Origin of the sequence: Novosphingobium sp. SG751A (assembly GCF_013149295.1) — a bacterium.
Taxonomy (GTDB): Bacteria; Pseudomonadota; Alphaproteobacteria; order Sphingomonadales; family Sphingomonadaceae; genus Novosphingobium.
In genome coordinates this window covers 53,416-80,105 of the sequence record NZ_JABGCB010000013.1, presented here as the reverse complement: position 1 = coordinate 80,105, position 26,690 = coordinate 53,416, and the positions used below count along the sequence as shown (strand labels likewise).

27 protein-coding genes are annotated in these 26,690 nt (G+C 63.2%); 12 read left to right on the top strand and 15 right to left on the bottom strand.

The window, feature by feature from the left end; translation table 11 throughout:
- Positions 1–10 precede the first annotated feature (10 nt).
- The 8 genes from FHW96_RS17815 to FHW96_RS17780 all read left to right on the top strand — a co-directional run bounded on the left by FHW96_RS17815 (position 11) and on the right by FHW96_RS17780 (position 9,545).
- Complete coding sequence (locus tag FHW96_RS17815; protein WP_172341926.1) at positions 11–1,156, top strand: acyl-CoA dehydrogenase family protein; 1,146 nt, start codon at positions 11–13, stop codon at positions 1,154–1,156.
- A complete protein-coding gene (locus tag FHW96_RS17810) occupies positions 1,153–2,745 on the top strand; it encodes a carboxyl transferase domain-containing protein (RefSeq protein ID WP_172341925.1) in 1,593 nt (530 codons plus the stop codon). The genes FHW96_RS17815 and FHW96_RS17810 overlap by 4 nt, the downstream gene beginning before the upstream one ends.
- A gap of 4 nt (positions 2,746–2,749) precedes the next feature.
- Complete coding sequence (locus FHW96_RS17805; protein WP_172342013.1) at positions 2,750–4,600, top strand: biotin carboxylase N-terminal domain-containing protein; 1,851 nt, start codon at positions 2,750–2,752, stop codon at positions 4,598–4,600.
- A complete protein-coding gene (locus FHW96_RS17800; protein ID WP_172341924.1) occupies positions 4,597–5,049 on the top strand; it encodes a MaoC family dehydratase in 453 nt (150 codons plus the stop codon). Before FHW96_RS17805 ends, FHW96_RS17800 begins: the two co-directional genes overlap by 4 nt.
- A complete protein-coding gene (locus FHW96_RS17795) occupies positions 5,046–5,894 on the top strand; it encodes a CoA ester lyase (protein ID WP_172341923.1) in 849 nt (282 codons plus the stop codon). Before FHW96_RS17800 ends, FHW96_RS17795 begins: the two co-directional genes overlap by 4 nt.
- Before the next feature lie 200 nt (positions 5,895–6,094).
- On the top strand, positions 6,095–7,324 hold the full coding sequence (locus FHW96_RS17790) for a thiamine pyrophosphate-dependent enzyme (protein ID WP_172341922.1): 1,230 nt from the start codon (positions 6,095–6,097) through the stop codon (positions 7,322–7,324).
- A 13-nt stretch (positions 7,325–7,337) separates the two neighbouring features.
- Positions 7,338–8,342, top strand: coding sequence for an alpha-ketoacid dehydrogenase subunit beta (locus FHW96_RS17785; RefSeq protein ID WP_216650946.1), 1,005 nt, complete (start codon positions 7,338–7,340; stop codon positions 8,340–8,342).
- Between the two features lie 3 nt (positions 8,343–8,345).
- A complete protein-coding gene (locus tag FHW96_RS17780; RefSeq protein ID WP_172341920.1) occupies positions 8,346–9,545 on the top strand; it encodes a dihydrolipoamide acetyltransferase family protein in 1,200 nt (399 codons plus the stop codon).
- 3 nt (positions 9,546–9,548) lie between these two features.
- Here the strand turns inward: FHW96_RS17780 and FHW96_RS17775 are convergent, their stop codons facing one another.
- From FHW96_RS17775 to FHW96_RS17735, 9 genes are all read right to left on the bottom strand, one after another.
- A complete protein-coding gene (locus tag FHW96_RS17775; RefSeq protein ID WP_172341919.1) occupies positions 9,549–9,833 on the bottom strand; it encodes a GNAT family N-acetyltransferase in 285 nt (94 codons plus the stop codon).
- Positions 9,834–9,845: 12 nt separating this feature from the next.
- Entirely contained in the window at positions 9,846–10,517 is a 672-nt protein-coding gene (locus FHW96_RS17770; protein WP_172341918.1) for a YoaK family protein, read from the bottom strand.
- Positions 10,518–10,528: 11 nt separating this feature from the next.
- A complete protein-coding gene (locus tag FHW96_RS17765) occupies positions 10,529–11,890 on the bottom strand; it encodes an alginate export family protein (protein ID WP_172341917.1) in 1,362 nt (453 codons plus the stop codon).
- Entirely contained in the window at positions 11,883–12,311 is a 429-nt protein-coding gene (locus FHW96_RS17760; RefSeq protein ID WP_172341916.1) for a DoxX family protein, read from the bottom strand. The genes FHW96_RS17765 and FHW96_RS17760 overlap by 8 nt, the downstream gene beginning before the upstream one ends.
- A 3-nt stretch (positions 12,312–12,314) precedes the next feature.
- Positions 12,315–13,190, bottom strand: a complete 876-nt coding sequence (locus tag FHW96_RS17755) for a VOC family protein (RefSeq protein WP_172341915.1) — start codon at positions 13,188–13,190, stop codon at positions 12,315–12,317.
- Positions 13,191–13,224: 34 nt separating this feature from the next.
- Positions 13,225–15,072, bottom strand: a complete 1,848-nt coding sequence (locus tag FHW96_RS17750) for an amidohydrolase (protein ID WP_172341914.1) — start codon at positions 15,070–15,072, stop codon at positions 13,225–13,227.
- A 23-nt stretch (positions 15,073–15,095) separates the two neighbouring features.
- Positions 15,096–15,341 carry a XapX domain-containing protein gene (locus FHW96_RS17745; protein WP_172341913.1) on the bottom strand — a complete coding sequence of 82 codons (246 nt, stop codon included), beginning with the start codon at positions 15,339–15,341 and terminating at the stop codon, positions 15,096–15,098.
- 60 nt (positions 15,342–15,401) lie between these two features.
- A complete protein-coding gene (locus FHW96_RS17740; RefSeq protein ID WP_172341912.1) occupies positions 15,402–16,061 on the bottom strand; it encodes a hydrolase in 660 nt (219 codons plus the stop codon).
- A 147-nt stretch (positions 16,062–16,208) separates the two neighbouring features.
- Positions 16,209–17,132, bottom strand: coding sequence for a LysR family transcriptional regulator (locus tag FHW96_RS17735; protein ID WP_172341911.1), 924 nt, complete (start codon positions 17,130–17,132; stop codon positions 16,209–16,211).
- Positions 17,133–17,262: 130 nt separating this feature from the next.
- On the opposite strand from FHW96_RS17735, the gene FHW96_RS17730 reads away from it, so the two are divergent.
- A complete protein-coding gene (locus tag FHW96_RS17730) occupies positions 17,263–17,961 on the top strand; it encodes a pirin family protein (protein ID WP_172341910.1) in 699 nt (232 codons plus the stop codon).
- A 79-nt stretch (positions 17,962–18,040) separates the two neighbouring features.
- On the top strand, positions 18,041–18,892 hold the full coding sequence (locus FHW96_RS17725; RefSeq protein WP_172341909.1) for an alpha/beta fold hydrolase: 852 nt from the start codon (positions 18,041–18,043) through the stop codon (positions 18,890–18,892).
- A gap of 54 nt (positions 18,893–18,946) precedes the next feature.
- On the opposite strand, the gene FHW96_RS17720 is transcribed toward FHW96_RS17725, so the two are convergent.
- Both FHW96_RS17720 and FHW96_RS17715 read right to left on the bottom strand, forming a co-directional pair.
- Entirely contained in the window at positions 18,947–19,564 is a 618-nt protein-coding gene (locus FHW96_RS17720; RefSeq protein WP_371815746.1) for a flavin reductase family protein, read from the bottom strand.
- A complete protein-coding gene (locus FHW96_RS17715) occupies positions 19,561–20,502 on the bottom strand; it encodes a carbon-nitrogen hydrolase family protein (RefSeq protein ID WP_172341908.1) in 942 nt (313 codons plus the stop codon). Before FHW96_RS17715 ends, FHW96_RS17720 begins: the two co-directional genes overlap by 4 nt.
- Positions 20,503–20,641: 139 nt before the next feature.
- Between FHW96_RS17715 and FHW96_RS17710 the strand changes: the two genes are divergently transcribed.
- Positions 20,642–21,766: a cupin domain-containing protein gene (locus FHW96_RS17710; protein WP_172341907.1), complete on the top strand. Its 1,125-nt coding sequence runs from the start codon at positions 20,642–20,644 to the stop codon at positions 21,764–21,766.
- A gap of 28 nt (positions 21,767–21,794) precedes the next feature.
- Positions 21,795–22,706, top strand: coding sequence for a fumarylacetoacetate hydrolase family protein (locus FHW96_RS17705; RefSeq protein WP_172341906.1), 912 nt, complete (start codon positions 21,795–21,797; stop codon positions 22,704–22,706).
- 49 nt (positions 22,707–22,755) lie between these two features.
- Here FHW96_RS17705 and FHW96_RS17700 read toward each other — a convergent pair whose 3' ends face one another.
- From FHW96_RS17700 to FHW96_RS17685, 4 genes are all read right to left on the bottom strand, one after another.
- The gene (locus tag FHW96_RS17700) at positions 22,756–23,205 is read right to left on the bottom strand and encodes a MarR family winged helix-turn-helix transcriptional regulator (protein ID WP_172341905.1); all 450 of its coding nucleotides are present in this window, start codon (positions 23,203–23,205) and stop codon (positions 22,756–22,758) included.
- Positions 23,206–23,293: 88 nt separating this feature from the next.
- The gene (locus FHW96_RS17695; protein WP_172341904.1) at positions 23,294–23,698 is read right to left on the bottom strand and encodes a thioesterase family protein; all 405 of its coding nucleotides are present in this window, start codon (positions 23,696–23,698) and stop codon (positions 23,294–23,296) included.
- Positions 23,699–23,710: 12 nt separating this feature from the next.
- Positions 23,711–26,014, bottom strand: a complete 2,304-nt coding sequence (locus tag FHW96_RS17690) for a bifunctional salicylyl-CoA 5-hydroxylase/oxidoreductase (protein ID WP_172342011.1) — start codon at positions 26,012–26,014, stop codon at positions 23,711–23,713.
- A gap of 75 nt (positions 26,015–26,089) precedes the next feature.
- Positions 26,090–26,554, bottom strand: a complete 465-nt coding sequence (locus FHW96_RS17685) for a MarR family winged helix-turn-helix transcriptional regulator (RefSeq protein WP_172341903.1) — start codon at positions 26,552–26,554, stop codon at positions 26,090–26,092.
- Between the last annotated feature and the right edge of the window lie 136 nt (positions 26,555–26,690).

The following is a 26,690-nucleotide window of genomic DNA, read 5'->3' as shown; positions in this document are numbered from 1 at the left end:
GAGGCCCGTGATGGCCGATTTCGATTTCGCGCTGGGCGAGAACGCCCAGATGATTCGTGAGGCGACGGCGCGTTTCGCCGCTGCGCGCATTGCGCCCTTGGCGGTGCAGATCGATGCGCAGGACTGGTTTCCCCGCGATGAATTATGGCGGCCGATGGGCGAACTGGGCCTGCATGGCATTACGGTGGCACCGGAGTGGGGCGGGCTGGGGCTGGGCTATCTCGAGCATGTGCTGGCCTGTGAAGAGATCAGCCGTGCCTCGGCCTCCATCGGGCTGAGTTATGGCGCGCATTCGAACCTGTGCGTCAACCAGATCGCGCGTTGGGGCAATGAGGATCAGAAGGTGCGCTATCTGCCCCGGCTGATTTCGGGCGAGCATGTCGGGGCTCTGGCCATGTCCGAGGCCGGGGCGGGGTCGGATGTCGTTTCGATGAAGCTGCGCGCGCGGGAGAGCGAGGGCGGCTATGTGCTGGACGGCACGAAATTCTGGATCACCAATGCCGCCTATGCCGACACGCTGGTGGTCTATGCCCGCACCGACGAGGGGATCACCGCTTTCCTGATCGAAAAGACCATGCCGGGTTTTTCCATTGGGCAGAAGATCGACAAGATGGGCATGCGCGGTTCGCCCACCGCCGAACTGGTGTTCGATGGCTGCCATGTGTCGCGCGAAAACGTGCTGGGGCCGCTGCATGGCGGGGTAAAAGTGCTGATGAGCGGGCTGGATTACGAGCGCGCGGTGCTGGCGGGGATCCAGCTTGGCATTATGCAGGCGTGCCTCGATGTGGTGCTGCCCTATGTGCGGACGCGCAAGCAATTTGGCCAGCCCATCGGCGCGTTTCAACTGATGCAGGCCAAGGTGGCCGATATGTATGTCGCGCTCAATTCTGCGCGGGCCTATGTCTATGCCGTGGCGCGGGCGTGCGACGCGGGGCGCACCACCCGGCACGATGCGGCGGGCGCGATCCTGCTGGCCAGCGAGAATGCGGTGCGCGTGGCATTGGATGCGGTGCAGGCGCTGGGCGGGGCGGGCTATACAAAGGACTGGCCGGTCGAGCGTTTCCTGCGCGATGCCAAATTGCTGGATATAGGTGCCGGGACCAATGAGATCCGGCGGATGCTGATCGGGCGCGAACTGATCGGAGCGGGCCGATGATTCTGGAGAGCGGGATCACCCGCGAGAGCGAGGCCTTCCGCGCCAATGAGGCGCATAACCGCGCCCTGGCCGAGAAATTGCGCGCCGATGTGGCGGCGGCGGCTTTGGGTGGGGGAGAGGCGGCGCGGCAACGCCATGTCGGGCGCGGCAAATTGCTCCCGCGCGAAAGGATCGACCGGCTGCTCGATCCGGGCAGCCCGTTTCTGGAAATCGGGCAACTGGCCGCCCATGGCCTGTATGGCGGCGATGTGGCGGGGGCGGGGATCGTGGCCGGGATCGGGCGCGTGGCCGGGCATCAGGTAATGATTGCGGCCAATGACGCCACGGTCAAGGGCGGGACCTATTTCCCGATGACGGTGAAAAAGCATCTGCGCGCGCAGGAGATCGCGGCCGAGAACCATCTGCCTTGCATTTATCTGGTCGACAGCGGCGGGGCCAATCTGCCGCATCAGGCCGAAGTCTTTCCCGACCGCGATCATTTCGGCCGCATCTTCTATAATCAGGCGCGGATGTCGGCGCGCGGCATCCCTCAGATCGCCTGTGTGATGGGCAGTTGTACCGCTGGCGGGGCCTATGTTCCGGCTATGTCGGATGAAAGCGTGATCGTGCGTGGGCAGGGGACTATCTTCCTTGCCGGACCGCCGCTGGTGCAGGCCGCGACGGGTGAGATCATCAGTGCCGAGGAGTTGGGCGGAGGCGATCTGCATGGGCGCAAATCGGGCGTGGTCGATCATGTGGCCGAAAATGACGATTATGCGATCACCATCTTGCGCGATATTGTCGGCACGCTGGCCCCGCAAAGCGCCGCGCCGGTCAATCGTCAGCCCCCATGCCCGCCGCGCTACGATCCGGCCGAACTCTATGGCATCATTCCGCGGGATGTCCGCGCGCCCTATGATGTGCGCGAGGTGATCGCCCGTATCGTTGATGACAGCGCATTTCACGAATTCAAGGCGCTTTATGGCACGACGCTGGTCTGCGGCTTTGCCCATATTCACGGTATGCCGGTGGCGATTTTGGCCAACAATGGCGTCTTGTTCAGCGAGAGCGCAGTTAAGGGCGCCCATTTCATCGAACTGGCTTGCCAGCGGCGCATCCCTTTGCTGTTCCTGCAAAATATCAGCGGTTTCATGGTCGGCGGCAAATATGAGGCCGAGGGCATCGCCCGCCACGGCGCCAAATTGGTGACCGCCGTGGCCACGGCCAGCGTGCCGAAAATCACTGTGCTGATCGGCGGCAGTTTCGGGGCGGGCAATTACGGCATGTGCGGGCGCGCCTATGGTCCGCGTTTCCTCTTCACATGGCCCAATGCGCGCATCTCGGTGATGGGCGGTGAACAGGCCGCCAGCGTGCTGGCCACGGTCCACCGCGACGCGGCGACATGGACGGCGGACGAGGCCGAAGCCTTCAAGGCCCCGATCCGCGCCAAATATGAGGAAGAGGGCAGCCCATGGCATGCCACCGCCCGATTGTGGGACGATGGCATCATCGACCCGGCCCAGACCCGCGATGTGCTGGGCCTTGCTCTGGCCGCTGCGTTGAATGCGCCGATCCCGGATCGCGCGCAATTCGGCCTGTTCAGGATGTGATGCGATGATCGCCTCGCTCTTGATCGCCAATCGCGGCGAAATCGCCTGCCGCATCATCCGCACTGCGCGGCGGATGGGGATCCGCACCATTGCCGTCCATTCCGATGCCGATGCGGGCGCGCTGCATGTTGCCATGGCCGACCGGAGGGTGGCCATCGGCCCGGCGCCCGCGCGCGAAAGCTATCTGCGCGGTGATCGGATCATCGCCGCCGCGCTGGAAACCGGCGCGCAGGCGATCCACCCGGGCTATGGTTTCCTCTCGGAAAATGCCGAATTTGCACAGGCCGTGATGGATGCCGGTCTGATCTGGGTCGGGCCCGATCCGGCCAGCATTACCGCCATGGGCCTGAAGGATGCGGCCAAGGCCCGTATGGCTGCTGCTGGCGTGCCGGTCACGCCGGGCTATCTGGGCGCGGATCAGGATGACGGCCATCTGGCCGGGCAGGCCGCGATGATCGGCTATCCTGTGCTTATCAAGGCGGTGGCGGGCGGGGGCGGCAAGGGGATGCGGCTGGTGGCCGACCCTGCCGAATTTGCTGATGCGCTGGCCTCGTGCAGGCGCGAGGCCATGGGTGCTTTCGGCAATGACCGCGTGTTGATCGAGAAATTCATCACCCGCCCGCGCCATATCGAAGTGCAGGTGTTTGGCGACCGCCATGGCAATATCGTCCACCTGTTCGAGCGCGACTGCTCCTTGCAACGCCGCCATCAAAAGGTGATCGAGGAGGCCCCGGCCCCCGGCATGGATGAAGCCACGCGGGCGGCCGTGTGCCGTGCGGCGGTGGATGCTGCCCGCGCAGTCGATTATGTCGGCGCGGGTACGGTCGAATTCATCGCCGACGCCGGCGAGGGTCTGCGCGCCGACCGCATCTGGTTCATGGAAATGAACACAAGGCTTCAGGTCGAACATCCCGTCACCGAGGCGATCACCCGGGTCGATCTGGTCGAATGGCAATTGCGCGTGGCCTCTGGAGAAGTGCTGCCCCGGCGACAGGAGGAGCTGTCGATCCACGGCTGGGCGATGGAGGCGCGGCTCTATGCCGAGGATCCGGCGCGCGGGTTCCTGCCCTCGGTCGGGCGGCTCGATGCCTTTGATCCGGGCGATGAGGTGCGGGTCGATACGGGCGTGGCGAAAGGGGGGCAGATCACGTCCTTCTACGATCCGATGATCGCCAAGCTGATCGCCCATGGCACCACGCGGGACGAGGCGCGGCGCAAACTGGCCGGGGCGCTGGACCGCGCTGTGGTCTGGCCCTTGCGGACCAATGCGGGCTTTTTGGTCAAAGCGCTCCACCATCCCGATTTTGCCGGAGGACATATGGATACTGCCCTGATTGCGCGGGCAGGCGATGCTTTGATGCCCGATCCTCTGCCCGATGCAGCGGCTTTGGGGCGGGCGGTGGCGGAACTTGGTGGGGCGGGAGCCTTGGCGGGGTTTCGCCTGAATGGCGCGCGGCAGGGGCGGGCGCGGGTGATGGTTGATGGGCAGGCGGTCGAGGTTGATGTGGCCCCGCGCGAGGGCGAGATCTTCCAACCTGCGCTTACCCGGATAATACTGAGCGAACATGGGCAGAGCTGGGAGGTCAGGCCCTATCGTGGAGCCGTGGCGGGCGTGGCGGCGGCTGGCGATGGGGCGATTCTGGCGCCTATGCCGGGCACGATCATCGCTGTCCATGTTGCGCCGGGGCAAAGTGTGAGCAAGGGGCAGAAGCTGGTGACGTTGGAGGCGATGAAGATGGAGCATGGGCTGGCCGCGCCTTTTGACGGGGTGGTTGAAGAGATGCCCTTTGCGCAAGGGGCGCAGGTGCGCGAAGGGATGTTGCTGGCGCGAATAGCCGTCGGAGAGACCGCATGAGCGGGCGCTATTTCGAGGAATGGGAGGTGGGCGACCGGATCGACCATCCGATCCGCCGCACCGTGACCGAAACCGACAATCTGCTGTTTTCGGCCATGACGCATAATCCCCAGCCATTGCATATCGACGCCGAGGCCGCGCGGGCCAGCGAATTTGGCCAGATCCTCGTCAACGGCACTTTCACCTTTGCGCTGATGATCGGCCTGACGGTGGGGGAAACCACGCTGGGCACGCTGGTGGCCAATCTGGGGTATGATCGGCTGATCCATCCCAAGCCGGTCTTTCTGGGCGATACGATGCGTGCATGCAGCGAGGTGGTGGAATGGCGCGAGAGCCGGTCGCGGCCCAATGCCGGGTTGGTGACATTTCGCCATGAATTGTGGAACCAGCGCGAGGAGATGGTCTGCCAATGCCTGCGTACCGCCCTGCTGTCGCGCAGGCCGGTATGAGGTTGCGCTCGCTGCTGTTTGTGCCGGGGGATCGGCCCGAACGTTTCGCCAAGGCGGCAGGCAGCGGGGCCGATGCGATCATCCTTGATCTGGAGGATTCCATTGCGCCCGCCGCCAAACCCAAGGCGCGAGAGGCGGTTGTGGAGTATTTGAGCGCCCCCGCGGATGTTGCCCGCTTTGTGCGGATCAACCCCATCGACAGCCCGTATCTGGAGGCTGATCTGGCCGCCGCCCATGGCGCGGATGGGATTGTTCTGCCCAAGGCGTTGGGGGCCGCGACCGTTCGCTCGCTGGCCTCATTGGCCTCGACGATGAAAATCCTGCCCATCGCAACCGAAACCCCGCAGGCCATCTTTGGCCTTGGCACCTATGGCGAGGTGGTCGACCATCTGTGCGGCCTGACATGGGGGGCGGAGGACCTGCCCGCTGCGATGGGCGCGATGGGGGCAAGGCGCGCGGATGGCTCCTATACGGCCCCCTTTGAGATGGTCCGGTCGATGGCGCTGTTCGGCGCTCATGCCGCAGGGGTGGCCGCCATTGAGACGGTCTATCCCGCGATCCGGGATCTTGACGGGTTGGCGGCCTATGCGGCGCGGGGGGCCTTTGACGGGTTTACGGGGATGATGGCGCTGCATCCCGATCAGGTGCCGATCATCAACGCGGCCTTTACCCCCAATGCACGGCAGGTCGAACAGGCGCGCGCGATTGTCGCCGCCTTTGCCGAGGCGCCCGGTGCAGGGGTGCTGATTCTTGACGGCAAAATGATCGACGCACCACATCTGGCGCAGGCGCGTAATATTATTACGCGGGCTGGTGGGGCGGCTTTGCCGACAGGGCGCGATTGAGGCCCGTTTTGCCTGTTTCGGACACCCCGTTGACAGGCGTTTTGAATAGGCATCTGATCCTTATTCAAGCCCTGAAAAAGGAGGAATTCGTCCCGATCCCGCCAAGGCCCGCAGGGCCATGGTACGTTTCCTGAAGAAGCTGAAATTCCCGAAAGGCCGCCGAAAAGCCGCGCCACGGGACAACAGGCCAAGGAGAGGATATGAATAATCAACCCCGGCTCACCCTGCATATTCCAGAGCCCCCGGCCCGGCCCGGCGATCATCCCGATTTTGGCGGAATGAAGCTGCCCAAGGCCGGTGAAACCATGCGGCCCGATGTCGATGCCGCCGAACCGACCATGCGCGATATGCCCTTTGGTCTGATCCGTGTGCTGGATGATGGCCATAATGCGGTCTGCCCTTGGGATCCGCATCTGGAGGCCGATGTCCTGCATCGGGGGCTGCGCGCGATGATGCTGACCCGTGCCTTTGACGACCGCCTGTTTCGCGCCCATCGGCAGGGCAAGACCAGCTTTTACATGAAATCCACCGGCGAGGAGGCGATTGCCGTGGCGCAATCGCTGATGCTGGATCGGCGCGATATGTGCTTTCCCACCTATCGTGTGCTGGGCTGGCTGATGGCGAGGGGCTATCCGCTGCTCGATCTGGTCAATCAGATCTTTTCCAATGCGGGCGATCCGTTGCGCGGGCGGCAATTGCCGATCCTCTATTCGGCCCGCGCCTATGGCTTCTATTCGATATCGGGCAATCTGGGCAGCCGGTTTGGCCATGCGGTGGGTTGGGCGATGGCTTCGGCCTATAAGGGCGATGACCGGATCGCGCTGGCCTATGTGGGCGAAGGCACCACCGCCGAGGGCGGCTTTCACGAGGCGCTGACCTTTGCCAGCGTCTATCGCGCGCCGGTGATCCTGTGCGTGACCAACAACCAATGGGCAATTTCCAGCTTTTCCGGCATTGCCGGGGCCGATGAGACCACCTTTGCGGCCAAGGCGCTGGCCTATGGCATTCCGGGTCTGCGGGTGGACGGCAATGATTTTTTGGCCGTATGGGCGGCGACGCAATGGGCGGCAGAGCGAGCAAGGCTCAACCTTGGCGCGACTCTGATTGAATTGTTCACCTATCGCGCGGCGGGCCATTCCACCGCCGATGATCCGGCCAAATATCGCCCCGCCGACGAGGCGCTGCAATGGCCGCTGGGCGATCCGATAGAGCGGTTGAAAGAGCATCTGATCGTGCGGGGCGAGTGGGACGAGGAGCGTCACGCCGCCCTGCAAGCCGCGTTGGAGGATGAGGTGCGCGCCGCCGTCCGCGCGGGCGAGGCTATCGGCACGCTGGGCAAATCGAAGCCGGAATTGGGCTCTATGTTCGAGGATGTGTTCAAGGAACCGGACTGGCGCGTGATCGAACAGCGTCGCGAAATGGGGGTTTGACGCCATGCCGGTGATGAACATGGTTCAGGCGCTCAACAATGCGCTGGACGAGAAACTGGGGGCCGATCCCGATGTGCTGATCTTTGGCGAGGATGTCGGCTATTTCGGCGGGGTGTTCCGCGTGACCGATGGGCTTCAGGCCAAACATGGGCTGACGCGCTGTTTCGATACGCCGATTGCCGAGGGGGGCATTATTGCCACGGCCATCGGCATGGGGGCTTATGGGTTGCGCCCGGTGGTGGAAATCCAGTTTGCCGATTACATCCTGCCCGCTTTCGATCAGTTGGTCAGCGAGGCGGCCCGGCTGCGCTATCGCTCGAATGGCGAGTTCTGGGCGCCGCTGACGGTGCGCACACCCTATGGCGGCGGTATTTTTGGCGGCCAGACGCACAGCCAAAGCCCGGAGGCGATTTTTGCCCATGTGGTGGGGTTGAAAACCGTGGTGCCCTCCAATCCCTATGACGCCAAGGGGCTGCTGATCGCGGCGATTGAGGACGATGATCCGGTCATCATGCTCGAGCCTAAGCGGATCTATAACGGCCCCTTTGACGGGCATCACGACAGGCCGCTCAAGACATGGGCCGGGCATCCCAAGGCGGAGGTTCCCACAGGCCTCTACCGCGTGCCCTTGGGCAAGGCGGCGGTGGTGCGCGAGGGGCGGGCCGTCACCGTACTCGCCTATGGCACGATGGTCCATGTCGCGCTGTCGGGCATTGATGAGGCCGGGGTGGATGCCGAACTGCTCGATTTGCGCTCGCTGGTGCCGCTCGATATTGAGGCCATCACCGCCTCGGTGCGCAAGACGGGGCGCTGCGTGATCCTGCATGAGGCTTCGCGCTTTGGCGGCTTTGGCGGCGAATTGTCGGCTTTGGTTCAGGAGCGCTGTTTCGACCATCTCAAGGCCCCCATCGAACGGGTGGCCGGTTGGGATACGCCCTATCCACATGCTTTTGAATGGGACTATTTCCCCGGCCCCGCGCGCCTAGTGGCCGCGCTGCGCCGCGTGATGGAGTATTGATCCATGAGCCTTTATCAATTCCGCCTGCCCGATATCGGCGAAGGCATTGCCGAGGCCGAAATCGCGGTCTGGTATGTGAAGCCGGGCGACCATGTTGGCGAGGATCAGTGCCTTGTCGATGTGATGACCGACAAGGCTACAGTGGATATGACCTCGCCGGTTGAGGGCAAGGTGACGGCCGTCCATGGCGCAGTGGGCGAGATGATGCCCGTGGGCGCGGTTCTGGTCGAGATCGAGGTGGAGGCAGACGCGGCGACAGAGGCAGAGGCAGCGGCGGAGGCAAGGCCAGCGGCGGAATCTGTGCCGGTGGCGAAACCTCTGGCCGAGCCTGCGCCTGAGCCTCAGCCTGTCGCGCCATTGGCGGCTCCGGCCACCCGGCATCGCGCGCGCGAATTGGGCATTGCGCTGGAATCCGTGGCGGGCACAGGTCCGGGCGGGCGCATCACGCCCGAGGATCTGGAGGCCCATATCGCCCGCGTTCACAAGCCCGAAGAACCGCGCAGCGCCCCGCGCGAAAATGTCACCGACATTCCCATCACCGGCCTGCGCCGCAAGATCGCCGAAAGGATGGAGCAGGCCCATCAGCGCATTCCTCAGATCACCTATGTCGAGGAATGCGACCTGACCGAACTGGAAGCGCTGCGCGGCGAACTGAACGAAGAGGGAGGGGAAAGGCTGACCCTGCTGCCCTTCTTCATCTGCGCGCTGGTCCGCGCTTTGCCCGATTTTCCTCATATCAACGCGCATTATGACGATGAACAGAACGTGCTGCGCCAATATGGGGCGGTTCATGTCGGGGTGGCGGTTCAGACTTCGGCTGGCCTGATGGTGCCGGTCATCCGCCATGCCGAGACGCTGAGCATCCGGGCCTGCGCAAAGGAGCTGGCGCGGCTGAGCACGGCCGCGCGCGATGGCACCATCCGGCGCGAGGAGTTGAGCGGATCGACGATCACGATCACCTCGCTGGGGCCGCTGGGGGGCATCGCCACCACGCCGATCATCAACCACCCCGAAGTGGCGATCATCGGCCCCAACAAGATCGTCGAGCGCCCGGTTGTTCAGGGGCCTTTTGTGGCGATGCGCAAGATGATGAACCTGTCGAGTTCCTTCGATCACCGCATCGTCGATGGCCATGACGGGGCGCGGTTTGTTCAGCGCATCCGGCGCCTGCTCGAACATCCCGCGCTGCTGTTCATGGATTGAGCCTCAGCCCGCCACCACATCGGCATAGTCGGGGTGGCGGGCATACCATGCCGCCATATAGGGACAGCGCAGGACCAGCTTGAACCCCTGCGCGCGGGCCATGGCGAACAGACCCTTGGCCAACGCCGAGGCGAGGCCCTGTCCGGCAAAGTCATCGGGAACCTCGGTGTGGAGCAGGACATAGTGCCCCTCCTCATCGCGGCGATAGACGCAGATGGCCATTGCATCGCCCTCGATCGGCAATTCAAAACGGTTTTGTGCGGGATTGTGGCGAACCTCGGCGGGCATGGCGTCGGCCTTTCAGGCGTTGTGAACAAGGGCGGCGGCGGGATGGGCCACGCAGATCATCGTGCCCAGCACCACCATGCCTGCGGCCAGCGCAAGAGGCAAGGCAAGGCCCCAGAGCGTGACCATCAGCGCGCCGGCAGCGGCCCCGGCAAAGATACTGGCCACAGCGGCGATGCGGCGGGGCAGGTTGGGGCTGGCACCGCCCGCCAGTGCGGAATCCGCCGCGATTCCCGTCAGCGTGAGTGTGAGAACAGTGGTGGTCAGATCGGGCACTTTCAACATACGGATGGTGGCATTGCGAAAACCCATCGCCAGCGCGGTCAGCGCGATGATCGCGTCGATCCATGGCGCGGAGACCAGCGCGCAGACCGCCGCCAGCCCCAGCAGCGCGCCCTCCACCCCGGCCGCGCTCAGCAGCCATTGGCGCAAGGGGCGCTGGCCCAGACGCTGGCCGATGCGCCCGGCCACCAGCGCGCCGATCAGAAAGGCCAGCAGCGCCACCAGATAGGGCTTGATGGCAAAGCCGGGCGTGCCAACGGCGGCAAAGCCCAGAAAGACGATGTTGCCGGTCATATTGGCCGTAAACACCTTGCCCAGCCCCAGCACCGATACGGCATCGACAAGGCCCGTCGTGGCCGAGAGCAGCAGCAGCAGGCCAGGTAGCGGAGAAGAGGATTTTGTCATGGCGTGGGTCCTTAGAAGCGGAAATTGGCCTGAAGGCCGAGCATGGTGGTGGTGCGGCTCGATCCGGTCTCGCGCAGGAAGGCGCCGGGCGCAAACACCGAGAAGGAGGAGGACAATTCCAATTCGGCGGTGGCCTGCCATGCCACCGTGGCCTCGCCGCCGCCGCCGATGAAGCGGGAATGGCCAAGGCCGGGAGCGCGGATCAGATTGCCCGGAATGTCATAGACCCCATCGCCGCGCGAATAACGCCAGAAGGCCAAGGCGGCCAGACTGGCCGAAACCTTGCGCGAGAGTTGCGCGCTGAGGCGCGGATTGAGGTTGACGATGTTGGCTGGACCGACGGGCGAGAGTTCGCCGAAATATTTGCCCTTGGGGAACAGGGCGTTGAATGTGCCTAGATGGTTGTCACCCGCTTTGCCGTCGCCGCTGATGATATTGACGCGCATCGTGGCGTCCATCGCATGGGGCAGGGTAAGGCCGACCTCGCTGCCCAAGGTCCATGCGCCGATGGTCTGGCCTGCGAATTGGCCGAATTGGGCAATGCCCTCGATATTCCAGTGCAGGCGCCCGCGCGCGCCATGGCTGCGCAAACCGATGGAGTGGCGCAGCTCATAGCCCGTGATCCCGCCGAAACGGGCATTGCGGTTGCGATAGGCCAGATAATAGATATCCCAGCCCGGCAGCACCGCATAGCCGCCCCACAGTGCCTTGGTCGAGGAGGTGTGATCGTCGAAATCGCGCAGGCCCGCCTGCACCGGATGCAGCGCCAGCAGGCTGACCGAGGCCGCGCCCACGCGCACCACCGCCCGCGCCCCGTCAAAGGCCAGCGGTGTGTTGGGGCCATAGCGCGTGCCGATCAGCCGTTCCGTGCCCAGCGAAACCATCTGTCGCCCGCCGCGCAGGGTGATGGGGCCAAGATCGGCTTCGGCAAAGGCCTGAAGCAGGTCGAGGCGGCTCTGGTCGGTGGGGCTGGACGCCGGTTCGACCCCGGTGGCGAATGTGGCCATGGGCTGCACAAAGGCGCGGATACGGCCCACATGCAGATCGGCATAGGGCAGGGCGCGGGCCCAGAGATAGGTCTGGTCGGGCGCCGCACCCCATTGGTTGCCGCCCAAGCTTTCGCTGCGCAGCCGCAATTCCGCGCCGGTCGAGAGCCAGACATCATCGGTGATCGGTATATATTTGAACGGGCCTGTCCAATGATGGGCGCGCTTTTCGGCATCGACCAGATCGGACCAGTCCTCGTCATAGCGGGTGATCGAAAGGGTGGGGGCCTGCCAAGCCTCCCTGACCTGCACAGCTTGCGCCTGTTGGGCCGAGGTGGGACTGGCGCCCAGCAGCGCAAAGAAGGCAAGGCCCCATGACTTACGCATGACGCTGCGCCCGTTCCGACACCAGCGCGACCAGCACGAAGCCGCCGATCAGGCCGATATGTTCGAAAAAGGCATTGGTGGCCATAAAGCGGTCCTGTCCGGCGGGCATGGCCCAGAAGGCATTGGCCACACAGGCCGCCAGCAGCGTGAAGACCCCCAGTATGCCCGCCCCCAGCCAGACCAGACGGCCCGAGAGAACCAGCAAAGGCCCGATCAGTTCGACCGCAATCGTGATCGCGGCCCAGAGCAAGGGTGGGTTCAGCCCAAAATGCGCCTGTTCGGCGGCGGCGGCGGGCAGGTTGGTCAGCTTGACTACCCCGCCCAGCAGATAAGGTCCGACCAGCGCGAGGCGAGCGATGGTCCATGTCATCGGCCATTCGAGAATGGCGTCGATCACGGCGGGGTCGTGGCGGGTGTCCATGGCTTATGCACCCTGATGCACTTCGGCGATATAGCCGCCGGGGAAACGGACGATTGCGCTCTGGCGCGCGCCCACGGTAAAGGGCGCGACCAGCAGTTCGGCGCCATTGGCTTTGGCCTTGTCCAGCGTGGCGGCCAGATCCGTGACCTGATAGCCGGTCATGTCGCGGCCATAGGGCCAGGGCAATTGGCCGTCCGAGACAAAGACCACCATCTTGCCATAGTTGCTGGTGAGCGAAACGCGGCGAATGGTCTTTGTCGGCTGGCCCAGTTCGGCGCCGGAGGCCTTGCGGTCGTCGGCCGTGATGCGCGCATGGGCATAGCCGCTCCAGCTTTTCAGAAATGCGCCCGCCGCATCGGCGGTCAGATAGATGCGGTTTTCCGGGATGGTGGCGAGCGGCGCGTAATGTGGCGTGGCTGTGTGCCAGTAGAGCTGCATGTTGACCCCGCCCGGCCATTGGATGACCACATCGCGCCCGATGGGATCGGGAAAGTCGGCAAGGCGGCGGATCGCGCCGTGATGCCGCGCGGCCACCACGGCCTTGTCCATATCGGTCACCAGATAGCCGGTGCGTTCATCGCCAAAGGGATAGGGGATGGGCGTTTTAAAACCGAACACCGAGACCGTGCCCGCTGGCGTCAGCACCAGTTGCGATTTGGTGAGGGAAGGCGTGGGCGTGACCTGAAACGCGCCCTGCTTGCTGGTGGTGCCGCCGAAAGTGGCGGAAAAACTGGCGACGAAGCGGTCGAAATCGCCTTCGGGCACATAGACATGGGTGGTGTCATATTGTGGGGCGACGCCGACATCGGGGGTAGCGACGGGCTTGGCGGCGGCCGGGGCGGCCAGAACGAGAGCGATGGTGAAAGCGAGAGATTTCATGGCGGGGGACTCCAGTGAAAAAGGGGGAAAAGGATCAGACGGCCCAGCAGCCGCAGCCAAGCGCGCCCCAGAAGCTTTGGGGATCACCTGCGGGCACGCTGGCGCCAAGGGCGGCGGCATGGTCATGGCCATGCACCCCGCAGGAGGAATGGCACCCGCAGGCCGAGGCCAGTTTCGCGCGCGCCTCGCGGGTCTTGTGGTATCCGCCAAAGGTGGCCACCGGCGACCAGTCGGGCATCGGGCGGGGTAGGGCGGGGGCCAGCGGTTCGTACTTGCCCTCGCCATGCACCACCTTGCCTCCCAGCAGGGTCAGGACAGAGCGGATATGGACAATCTCATGTTCGGGCACGGTGAAATAATCATCCGACAGGATGGCAAGATCGGCCAGTTGGCCCGCCTTGATCTGGCCCTTCTTGCCCACTTCATTGGAAAACCATGTGTTTTCATGGGTCCACATGGCCAGCGCCTTGTCGCGCGAAACCCGGTTGGCCGAAGGATAAAGTCGCAATCCGCCCAAGGTGCGCCCCGTGACCAGCCATGACAGCGAGACCCATGGGTTATAGCTGGCGACGCGGGTGGCGTCGGTGCCGGCGCCCACCGGGATGCCTGCCGCGATCATTTTGTTGATCGGGGGCGTGCGCTCGGCGGCCTTGGCGCCATATTGCTCGACGAAATATTCGCCCTGAAACGCCATGCGGTGCTGGACCGCGATGCCGCCGCCCAGCGCCGCGATGCGGTCGATGTTGCGGTCGCTGATGGTTTCGGCATGGTCGAAGAACCAGTTGATGCCGGTCAGCGGAATATCGCGGTTCACCTTTTCATAGACATCCAGCGCGCGGCTGATCGTCTGGTCATAGGTGGCGTGCAGGCGCCAGGGCCAGCGGTGTTCGGCCAGCAGGCGGATGACGGGTTCGAGGTCCCCTTCCATGCTGGGGGGCATATCGGGGCGGGGCGCGCGGAAATCCTCGAAATCGGCGGCGGAATAGACCAGCATTTCGCCCGCGCCATTGTGGCGATAGGTGTCATCGCCTTGGCCCGGTGTCACCTGCTTCACCCAGCCGGAGAAATCGGCCAGTTCCTCTTTCGGCTTTTGCGTGAAGAGGTTGTAGCTGATGCGGACGGTCAGCTGATCGTCCTGATGCAGCTTTTCGATGATCTCGTAATCATCGGGATAGTTCTGCGATCCGCCGCCGGCATCGATCACGCCCGTTACGCCCAGCGCATTGACATCGCGCATGAAATGGCGGGTCGAATTGAGCTGATAGTCCTGCGGCAGCTTGGGGCCCTTGGCCAGTGTGGAATAGAGGATCGTAGCGTTGGGCTGGGCCAACAAAAGCCCGGTGGGGTTGCCCATGCTGTCGCGCACGATCTCGCCGCCCGGAGGGTTGGGCGTGTCCTTGGTATAGCCCACCACCCGCAGCGCGGCGGCATTGAGCAGCGCGCGGTCATAAAGGTGCAGGATGAACACCGGCGTATCGGGCGCCACGGCATTGAGTTCGGCCAGCGTGGGCAGGCGCTTTTCGGCAAATTGATGCTCGGTAAAGCCGCCTACCACGCGCACCCATTGCGGGGCGGGGGTGCGGTCAACCTGAGCCTTGAGCATCGCCATGGCTTCCGACAGCGAGGGCACGCCGTCCCAGCGCAATTCCATGTTGAAGTTCAGCCCGCCGCGGATGATGTGCATATGGCTGTCGATCAGGCCGGGGATCACGCGGCGGCGGCCTGCATCGATCACATCGGCATCGGGCAGAGCGGCGGCGCGCACGTCCTTTTCGCTGCCCACGGCCAGAAACTTGCCGTCGCGGATGGCGATGGCTTCGGCCTCGGGGTTTTCGCGGTCAAGGGTAGAAACCTTGGCATTGGTGATGATCAGGTCGGCCATGGGGGAAGCCTCCGGTTAGGGGGTTAGTTTTTGTCAGGATTTCCGGGCAGTTGGCCCAGCACATGATCGGCGCAATTGCCGCGAAGATAACAGGCGATATCCTGACCCTGCAGGGCGCGGCGGGCAATGGGTACCACCTGTTCACCGGCCAGAATGCCCAGCAGGCCAACCAGCGCGATGATCGGAGGAGCAGGAGAGCGCACGCCCAGCAGGCTGTAGACCACGCCCACCAGCAGGCCCGCGCCCAGCGAAAGAAGGTAGAGTTTCATGGTGAAATCCCCGTTTTCTGGCGAATGGAGGGCCGATCCGCCGGACCGGCCCTGGTCGGCTTAGTGACCGCCTTCGGACGCGCCGAACATGGTCTTGGCATAGGTGATGCCCAGGCCATAGGCGCCGCCCCACTGGCGGGCGATGCCGGTGGTGCTGTCATAGGTTTCGCCGCGCGCCCAGTCGCGCTGAAGTTCGAGCAGATATTGCAGCGAGGTCATCGGCTTGGCGCCAAGCTGGATCATGCGCTGGACGGCGCGTTCATGCGCTTCGACCGAAATGTCGCCGCAGGCGTCGGCGATGAAATAGACGTCAAAGCCCTGATCAATGGCCGAGGCCACCGGGCCGACGATGCAGACGCTGGTCCACAGGCCCGCAAAAATAATGCGTTCCTTGCCGATACGGTTCACTTCCTCGATCACTGCGGCGTCTTCCCATGTGTTCATGCTGGTGCGGTCCAGCAGGGGCTGGCCCGGAAAGGCATCGGTGATTTCGGTGAACATGGGGCCGGAGAAGCTCTTTTCGGCCACGGTGGTCAGGATGGTCGAGACGCCAAACGAGGCGGCGGCATTGCTGACGAGGGCGGCGTTGCTGCGCAGCACCTCGGTGGCGATCGACTTGGTGGCAAAGGCCATCTGTGATTGGAAGTCGATCAGGACAAGCGTATGATCCTTGGGCGAAATCAGGCTCTTGCCGGGGGTCGGGGTGGCGGTGATGGTCATCGGGGGTGTCCTTGTCTGATAGTGCGTCGGGTTCAGCATCGCTTGCTGTGAGGGCAAGTTATGGCGGGATCACGTTTCAGGTAAGTGATATAAGATAGGACAAAGTGTTCGATTTTTTCGAATAGGCGTACCTCGCGAGATTCCACCTCAAATATCGGGCAGCATCTCCTTCCCGTGCTCTGCGGTGGCGACGAATTGTTCGATCAGCCATGCCGCCGCGGGACCCGGGGGCGTGTCGCGCCGCCAGATCCCGGCAAACCGATAAGTGCCGCCCGGATGATCGGGCATGATAAGGCGGCTGAGCGTGCCGGTCGTCAGATCGTCTTCGATCATCGGCAAGGGCATGTTGCCCCACCCGATCCCCTCGCGCAGCAGCGCATGTTTGGCGCCAAGATCCGCCAGACGCCATGTGCGCGGGGAAAGCACCGAGAAATCCTGCCCCTCGGTAAAGCGCGAACGGTCGGTCAGCACGAGCTGGATATAATCGCGCCCCGCGCCAGGAAGAATCGGGTCCATCTGCGCCAGCGGATGATCGGGCGCGGCCACGGGCACCATCGGCACAGACCCGGCATTGACGCTTTCCAGTCCCTCCACCCCGGCGAACAACGGGCCGGACAGGCCGATCACCGCCTTGCCATCCAGCACCATGGCCGTGATCGCGCCCAGCGCCTCGACATGCAGGCGCAATTGCACGGTGGGAAATTGGGCGCGAAAGGCGCGCAGGATCCGCCCCAGCCGATGCGTGGGCAGCATCACGTCCACCGCCAGATCGACCTCGGCCTCCAGCCCGTCGAGCAGCCCTTTGACCTTGGCGCGCAGCGCGTCGATGCCCTGTGCCACCCCGCGCGCTTCGGAGAGCAGCGCCCGCCCCGCGACGGTCAACGTCGGTTTGCGCGTGCCTTCGCGATCGAACAGAGTCAGGCCGAGCTGGGCCTCCAGATTCGCTATGCCATAGGAAATGACCGAAACCGCGCGGTTGAGTTTGCGCGCCGCACCTGCGAAACTGCCTGTGTCCACAATGGTCAGAAAGATCCGCAACTGGTCAAAGGTGGGCGTGCCGGGATTGTTCATGCGCGGATCTCGCTTTTCAATTTTCTCGAATGTTATCGTCCATTTTATCCATCTGAACAGAATGATCCGCAAGGCCTAAATCGGTTTTCAGCAAGGGCGCTCCCCCGGGACGCCCCACAGGAGAAAACCCATGATCGAACATCGCCCCTTTGAAACCCTCGGCGCGGCCAACCATGGCTGGCTGGATGCGCATCACCATTTTTCCTTTGCCGAATATCACGATCCGGCCCGCGTTCACTGGGGCAACCTGCGCGTGTGGAACGATGATACGATTGCGCCGGGCACCGGTTTCCCGCCCCACCCGCACCGTGACATGGAAATCATCACCTATGTCCGCGAAGGCGCAATCACCCACCAGGACAACCTGGGCAACAAGGGCCGCACCGAGGCGGGCGACGTTCAGGTGATGAGCGCAGGCACCGGCATCCGCCATTCGGAATACAATCTGGAGGACATCACGACCAAGATCTTCCAGATCTGGATCATCCCCACCCATCAGGGCGATGCGCCGCAATGGGGCGCCAAGCCTTTCCCCAAGGGCGAACGTTCGGGCCATTTCGTGACGCTGGCCAGCGGTTATGCCGAAGACACTGACGCTCTGCCGATCCGTACCAATGCCCGCGTGGTGGGCGCCACGCTCAAGGCAGGCGAAACGGCGGATTATCCGCTGGGCGGGACCCGCAAGGCCTATCTGGTCCCCGCCATCGGCTCGGTGCGGATCGAGGAGCAGACGATCAAGGCCCGCGACGGCGTGGCGATCAGCGATGTCGAAGTGCTGCGCGTGACGGCCATTGAGGACAGCGAGATCGTGTTGGTCGATGCGGCCTGATGCTTATTCCGGGCGGGGTGCGAACTCCGCCTGGTTCCACTAAAATTCCCTTCAGCCCTTCCTTCCCCCGAGGTGTATCATGACTCAATCTGTTCAAAATCGTTCCGGTGATGGCTATGTGACCATGCCTGACGGCGCGCGGCTCTATTACAAGGACTGGGGCGATGGACAGCCCATCGTGTTCCATCATGGCTGGCCTCTGACCGCCGATGATTGGGACGCACAGATGATGTTCTTCCTGGCGCAGGGCTATCGCGTCATTGCGTTCGATCGGCGCGGCCATGGCCGTTCCACCCAGACGCAGGATGGCAATGACATGGACACCTATGCCAGCGATACGGCGGCGCTGGTGCGGCATCTGGATCTGCATGATGCGATCCACATTGGCCATTCGACCGGCGGCGGCGTGGTGGCGCGCTATGTGGCGCGTTATGCCGAAGGGCGCGTGGCCAAGGCGGTGCTGGTGGGCGCGGTGCCGCCGATCATGGTGCAGACGCCTGCCAATCCCGGCGGCTTGCCTTTGTCGGTGTTCGATGGGTTCCGCGATGCGCTGGTGGCCAATCGCGCGGATTTCTTCTGGAATGTGCCGGTGCCCTTCTATGGCTTCAATCGGCCGGGCCAGAGCGTGAATGAGGCGATCCGCCAGAACTGGTGGCGCCAGGGCATGATGGGTGGGGCCAAGGCTCAGTATGACAGCATCAAGGCCTTTTCCGAAACCGACCAAACCGAGGATCTCAAGGCCATCAAGGTGCCCGTGCTGATCCAGCATGGCGATGACGATCAGATCGTGCCCGTGGAGGATTCGGCGCTGTTGCAGGCAAAGCTGATCCCCGACAATCAGCTCAAGATCTATCCCGGCTATCCCCATGGCATGTTGACCATCTATGCCGAGGTGCTGAACCGCGATATTCTTGCCTTTATCAAGGGTTGATAGTGGGTTGATCGGGGCGGCGGCATGGGATCCATGCCGCCGCCTTTTCCCGTTTCAGCGATCAGCCCAACTGGGGCGGGCCATCTGCAACAGGTCGGTGCTGCGCGTGTACCAGCCCGCGCCATGCATGCGCGCGATGAGGCCCATGGCCAGCGTATCGACATGCAATTTCTGCGTGTCGATAAAGCGGTCCTGAATATGGAACCGCAAAACCTCGCCCAGCACGATGGTCGATTGGCCCGCATCCATGCTGTTATACAGACGACATTCCATGCTGACGGGCGCGGTGGCGATGCGGGGAGGAGCGATGGCGGTGGAGGGCGCGGTTTCGATGCCCGCCAGCGCGATTTCATCCTCGCCCGGCGGGGCGTCGATGCAGGTCAGGTTCATCGCCTGCGCATCATGTTCGGCCACAAGGTTGACGACAAATTCCCCTGTCTCAAGGATATTGGCTGCGCTGTCCTTATAAGTGCCATCCGGGCGACGCATCAGGCCGATGGCCAGCAGCGGCGGCTCGGCACTAATCATCGCGAAAAAGCTGTAGGGCGCGGCATTGCGCGCGCCCTGTGGCGATAGCGATGTGATCCATGCGATGGGGCGCGGGGTGATCGAGGCGGCCATCAGCTTGTAACGATCAGGCCCGGCCACCTGCGAAAAATCAAACTCCATCATGCATCTCCGCCGATGCGGGCGACGGGGCGCTTGGGCGCGACATCGACCTTCAACTGGAAGATGTCGGGGCGGGCATAGTGGCCGGCCACGTCGAAATCATACTTGCCACGGATCACCTCGGCCGGGTCGATCTTTGCATAAAGGATCGTCTCGCCCGCATAGTCCGGCCCGGCCAGCACATTGCCCAACGGATCGACGATCATCGAGCCGCCGCGCATCAGCACAGTTTCCGGATCATCGCCCAGCGCGCAGTCATAATCGGCCGGATAGGCCCCGCGCGTGATATGCTGACACGCCGAAAGCACAAAGCACCGACCCTCCAGCGCGACATGGCGCATGGTGCTGGCCCAGCCGTCGCGGTCGTCGGCGGTGGGGGCGCAGTACAGCGTGACGCCCTGATCATACATCGCCATGCGCAGCATCGGCATGTAGTTTTCCCAGCAGATCACCGCCCCGATACGGCCCAGCGGCGTGTCGATCACCGGCATGGTCGATCCGTCGCCAAAGCCCCAGATCAGCCGCTCCGCGCCGGTCGGCATCAGCTTGCGATGCTTGGCGATCAACCCTTTTTCGCCGTCAAAGAACAGCGCGGTGCAATAGACCGTGGCCCCATCGCGCTCGATCACGCCCATCACGACAAAGGCCCCGGTGGCGGCGGTGGCCTCGGCAATCGCGGCGACTTCAGGGCCGTTCAGGTCGATGGCGGCCTCATGATAGGCGCGGAAATCCTCGCGCCCCTGGGGTTTACGCATCCCCACCGGCGTGCCGAAGGACGCGCCCTTGGGATAGCCGCCCAGGAAAGCTTCAGGAAACACGATGATCTTGGCGCCCTTGGCGCTGGCATCGGCAATCAAACCGGCGGCCTTGGCGGCGGCGCCCATCGAGTCGGTGGGCAGGGAGGCGGCCTGAACGACAGCGGCGGTAAAGGCTTGGGTCATGATTTTCCTCAGCTTTTGCACGAGTGAGAGGGGAAAGCCGGAGAGAGGCTGAAAGGTAATTTACTTGCATTTGACAGTTTCGCCAAGATATTTTAAACCTATACTATCGCATCGCCAAACGCCCTTCAGGAGCCTGCCCATGGCCAGCACGTATGACCAGTATCGCGAAGAGATCATCGGTCGCGCCAATGTTGTCGATACGCCCGAACTTGTCGCCTATTATCAGCGATTGCAATCGCTTGGTACGGGCGCGCTGTGGACGGTGGCCAACAAGATCGAGCCGTGGGAACCGGCCTCGACCTCGGTGCCCTATCTGTGGCGCTATCGGGATCTGCGCGAGGATGTGCTGCGCTCACTCGAACTGGTGACGCCCGAACAGGCGGGGCGGCGCGTGGTCTATCTCGAAAACCCCGGACGCGCCGATGTGGTGGCCGCGGTGGGCTGGCTCTATTCGGGCCTGCAGGTGATGGGGCCGGGCGAATGCGCGTCGAGCCACCGCCATTCGGCCTCGGCGCTGCGCTTCATTATGGAGGGCAGCGGCGCCTTCACCAATGTCGATGGCCACAAGATGACGCTGGGCGCCAATGATTTCGTGCTGACCCCCAACGGCACTTGGCACGAGCATGGCGTTTCCGAGGATGGCACGGTCTGCATTTGGCAGGATGGCCTCGACATTCCGTTGATGAACGCGCTGGACGCCAATTTCTACGAGGTCCACCCCGAGCTTCAGCAGGCGATTTCCTTCCCGGTCAATGACTCGTTGGGCATGTGGGCGGGGGCGGCCCTGCGCCCCGCCGGGGTGGCATGGGCCAAGCCCTATTCGCCGCTGCTCAAGTACGAATGGGGGCCGACCTATGAGGCACTGCTGCGTTATGCGGCCGTGTCGGAAGGGTCGCCCTATGACGGTTTGCTGATGGAATATGTGAACCCGCATACGGGCGGGCCGGTGATGCCCACGATCGGTGCCTCGATGCAGATGCTGCGCGCGGGCCAACACACCAAGGCCCACCGCCACACCGGCAGCTTCGTCTATCAATGTGCCAAGGGGCGCGGCTATTCGATCATCAATGGCCAGCGTTTCGACTGGCAGGAGCGTGACATTTTCGTCGTGCCCAGCTGGTGCTGGCATGAGCATGTGAACCTGTCGGAAGGCGAGGACGCCTGCCTGTTCACCTTCAACGATCTGCCGGTGATGCGCTCTTTGGGCATCTATCGCGAAGAAGCCTTTGGCGAAAATGGTGGTCATCAGCCCATTCTCGCTTGATTTTCTCTTTCTAGCCTGAGGAATCCCCATGCGTCTTGTTACCTATCGTTCTCATGTCGAGGCCGAAGCGCGCCTTGGCGCTCTGGTCGGGGATCTGGTCCTCGATCTGGAAATGTTCGGCGAGGAATGCGGCGTGCCGCTGCCCTCCACCATGCTGGAATTCATCGACCTTGGCCCGCAGGCCGTGGCGATCACGTCGAAGCTGATCAAGGAAACCGAGGGCATTTTCCCCATCGGCACCGCCCAGCCTGTCGCCAATGTCAAGCTGCTGGCCCCGATCCCGCGCCCGCGCAAGAACATCTTCGGCATCGGTCTGAACTACACCGAACATGTGGCTGAAAGCGCCAAGTCGCTGGATACGTCCGCCGAATTGCCGCGTCAGCCGGTGATCTTCTCCAAGCCGCCGACCAGCGTAATCGGCCCGGATGACGCCATCGTCCATAATGCCGCGATCACCCAGCAGCTTGACTGGGAAGTCGAACTGGCCGCGATCATCGGCACGCGGGCCAAGGGCGTCTCGCGCGACAAGGCGCTCAATTATGTGTTCGGCTATACCGTCTGCATCGACATGAGCGCGCGCGATTGCCGCCGCGCAGGGCAATGGATCTATTCCAAAGGTCAGGACACGTTCGCGCCCATGGGCCCCTGCGTTGTCACCGCCGATGAAATCCCCGATCCCCAGACGCTCGACCTGTGGCTGACGGTCAACGGCGTGGAAAAGCAGCGCAGCAACACTGCCTATATGCTGTTCAAGGTCGATGAACTGGTGGCCGATATTTCGCAGGGCATCACGCTCGAGCCGGGCGACATCATCGCCACCGGCACGCCCGCAGGCGTTGGCGCAGGCATGGATCCGCAGGAATGGGTCTGGCCGGGCGACATCATCGTCGCCAGCGTCGAAGGCATCGGCACGCTGCGCCATCCGGTCGTGGCGGGCTGATCAGACAACCTCCTCTCCCAACTGGGGGGCCGTGCAAACGGTCCCCTTTTTATTGAGCGCGGATTGAGGCCTTGAGCTGATCGAGCAGGGCGAGCAGATGCGCCTGATGATCGGCGGGAAAACAGGACAGCGCCTCATGTACCCAGCGGCTGTGCGCATCGGCCAGTGTCTTGAAATACTCGCGTCCCTGCGCCGTCATGCTGACAATCGCGGCGCGGCGGTCATTGGGATCGGGGCGGGAGTCGATCATACCCTGTTCGCTCAATTGCCTCACGATCGAGGTCACATTGCCATTGGACACCAGCAGCGCGCGCGAAATCTCGCCCATGGTCAGCCCATCGGGTGCGCGATCCAGCGCGGCCAGCACGTCGAAGCGGGGCAGGGTGGTGTCGAACTGGTCCTGAAAATTGCGGCGCAGTTGCTTTTCCACCAGCTTGGCGCAATCGAGCAGGCGTATCCACACCCGCAGCTCCAGCCGCCTTTCCGCTCCGTCGTCCATCTAACCCTCGCCATAACAAACGGCCCGCCCGGTGGGGGCGAGCCGTCCTGTCGCGTTTAGGTGGCATGGGGCCGTGCGGCAAGTCTGTTCAGGCGAGATAGGCCTGCATTCCCTCGCGCAAGGTTTCGGGCCACGGCATCGATTGCCGCGCGCCCAGATCCATGCAGACCAGCACCACCAGCGCCTTCAACCGCACCTGTCCCGCGCAGGCGAACGTGATGGCCAACTGGCAACTGCTCTTGCCCAGCTTCGTGATTTCCAGCGATAGGTCGAGGCTCTCGCCAAGTTCGCTGGGGGCGATGAAATCCACCTCCAGCCGGACCGTGGGCACGCCCATCTTGCCTTCCATATGGATCAGCTTGAAGGGAAAGCCCAAAGTGGCGAACCAGTCCTCGACCAGCGCGTTGAGCATTTCGAAATAGCGCGGATAGAACACGATCCCCGCCGGATCGACATCGGCAAAACGCACCGGCAGGGTCAGGTTGAAAGGCATTCGTCGTCTCCTTTACGCGCGTGCGGCGGTATCGCGGGCCTGCCCGGCAAGCTGCCGTGCTTGCGTCTGACCAAGCGCATAGGGGGCGGGGACGAATTGCCCTTCCTCGCCCGCCTGCGCCGCCGCGCGCAGCGTCCATGACGGATCGACAAGGTGGGGCCGTCCCACCGCCACCAGATCGGCGCGACCGGCCATCAGGATCGAGTTGATCTGATCGGGCTGGGTGATGTTGCCCACGGCCATGGTGGGCATATGGGCCTCGTTGCGGATCTGGTCGGCAAAGGGGGTCTGGAACATGCGGCCATAGGTCGGGCGGGCGCGGGGCGCGGTTTCCCCGGCCGATACGTCGATAATGTCCACGCCCGCCGCCTTGAAGGCTGCGGCAATGGCGACGGCTTCGGCAGGCGTCACGCCCGCTTCGCCCACCCAGTCATTGGCCGAGATGCGCACGGCCATCGGCTTGCCTGCGGGCCAAGTCGCGCGCACGGCAGCGACCACGCGCAGCGGGAAGCGCAGGCGGTTTTCCAGCGATCCGCCATAAGCGTCCTCGCGATGGTTCATCACCGGGGTGATGAAGCTGGAGAGTAGGAAGCCATGGCCCGCCTGAAGCTCGATCATGTCGAAACCGGCGGCATCGGCCCGGCGCGCGGCGCTGGTGAAGTCGGCAAGGATGCGGTCCATATCTTCCTCGGTCAGGGCGGCGGGCGTCAGGCCGCCCTCGCGCCACGCCTGTCCGCTGGCCGAGAGGATCGGCCAGGGATCGGCCAGCGGCACATCATAGCCTTCATGCCCAGGACGACATGAGGCCCGCGCCCCCGCATGGCCCAATTGGGCGCAGGTCTTGGTGGCGGTGTGCTGATGGGCAAAGGCGTTGATCGCGCGCCAGCGGTCGATCTGGCCATCCTCCCACAGGCCGGGGCAGGCCGAGGTGGCGCGCCCCTCGGGCGAAACGGCGAGCATTTCGGTGATGACAAGGCCAGCCCCACCCAAAGCGCGCGCGCCGTAATGCACCTCGTGGAACATGGTCGCATGACCATCGGGTTCCGCGCTATAGGTCAGCATCGGGGGCACGACCACACGATTGGCCAGCGTCAGATCGCGCAGGGCAAAGGGCGTGAACATCGGTTGGACAGGCGTATTGCGCCCTTCGTTCCCCGCCCAGAACCAGCGTTCGAGGCTTTCCAGCCATGCCTTGTCGCGCAGGCGCAGGTTTTCATGGGCCACGCGTTGTGAACGGGTCATCAGCGAATAGGCAAATTGCGGCAGGTCGAAATCGAGATAGCGGTCGAGCGTTTCAAACCAATCGGTCGAATTGCGCGCGCTGTTCTGAATTTTCAGCACCTCGACATGGCGCTCGGCCTCATATTCGGACAGCGCTTCGCGCAGATTGGCCGGATCCGACAGGCCGGGGCGGCTGAGCACCTGCGCCAGCTTGATCGCATCTTCCAGCGCCAGTTTCGTGCCCGAACCAATCGAGAAATGCGCGGTATGCGCCGCATCTCCCAGCAGCACGACATTGTCGAAGGACCATTTTTCGCACAGGATTCGGCGGAAATTGATCCATGCCGCCGATCCGCGCAAATGGCCCGCATTGGTGATCAAGGGATGGCCATCCAGATGGCGCGCGAAGAGCTTTTCGCAAAAGGCGATGCTCTCGGCCTGTTCCATCTTGTCGAGGCCCAGCCCTTCCCATGTCTCTGGCGAGCATTCGACGATGAAGGTCGAATGGGTGGCGTCGAACTTATAGGCATGGGCCCAGACCCAACCATGCTCGGTTTTTTCGAACAGGAAGGCAAAGGCGTCGAACAGGCGCGTCGTGCCCAGCCAGCAGAACCTGTTGCGGCGGGTTTGAATATCGACGCCGAATTTGTCCTCGTTTTGCGTGCGGATCGCGCTGTTGATGCCATCGGCCGCCACGATCAGGTCATAATCGCCATAGGCCGACAGATCGGAGGAAAATTCGTTTTCGAAATGGACTTGCACGCCCAACTCCAGCGCCCGCCGGGTCAGGATTTGCAGCAGGCGTTTGCGCCCGATGCCGATAAAGCCATGGCCCGAGGAGGTGATCGACTGATCGCCCATCGCCACGGTGATATCGTCCCAATGGGCGAAATTATCCGCGATGATCGCCGCACTGACGGGATCATTGGCGGTCAGGTTTTCGACCGTCTGATCCGAAAAGACCACGCCCCAGCCGAAAGTGTCACCCGCGCGATTGCGTTCGAAAACGTCAATCTGGTGCGAGGGGTCGCGCAATTTCATCGAAATGGCAAAATAAAGACCGGCGGGACCGCCGCCCAGACAGGCAACACGCATCATGCACCTCCAAATATGCTTTAGGTCTAAAACATATTGGTTGCATGTGCAAGTTGATTCGATTGGCCCCCGCGCCTATTCCAGATTGTCGTGCAAACGCCCCAGCAAATCGAGCAATTGGCCAAATTCGCTCGCGCTGATCCCGCGAATGACCTTGTGATAGACCGGCGATGTCGCCTCGCGTGCTGCTGCCAGTTTCTCGCGCCCCAGATCGCTCATCACCAGTTCGGTCACGCGCCCGTCGGTCTCACTGGGCTGGGTGGTGATCAATTCGGCCTTGGTCATGCGCTCGACGATGCGCATCATGGTCGAAATGTTGATGACCGCCGATTTGGCCACCTGCGCAATCGGCAGCGGCTCATGTTCGCCCAGAATCATCAGCACGCGCCATGTGGGAATGTCGATGCCGATGGGACGCAATTGCGATTCGATGACCACATTGTATCGACTCGCCGCGCGGTTCAGCAGATAGAAGGGATAGGCCTCGACCCGGAATTCCTCCGATCCGGGATCGCCAAGCCTGCGTAAATCCTCGCTCATCTGCGCATTCCTTCATCAGCGGCCATTCGGGACGGACTATATCCCCTCCCGCGCCTTTAATGCCAATCACCTGCACATCAAGAGCGATGGCGCTGGCCTGCTCTTGCGCGCTTCGCGTATTGAAGAGCCTGCGCAT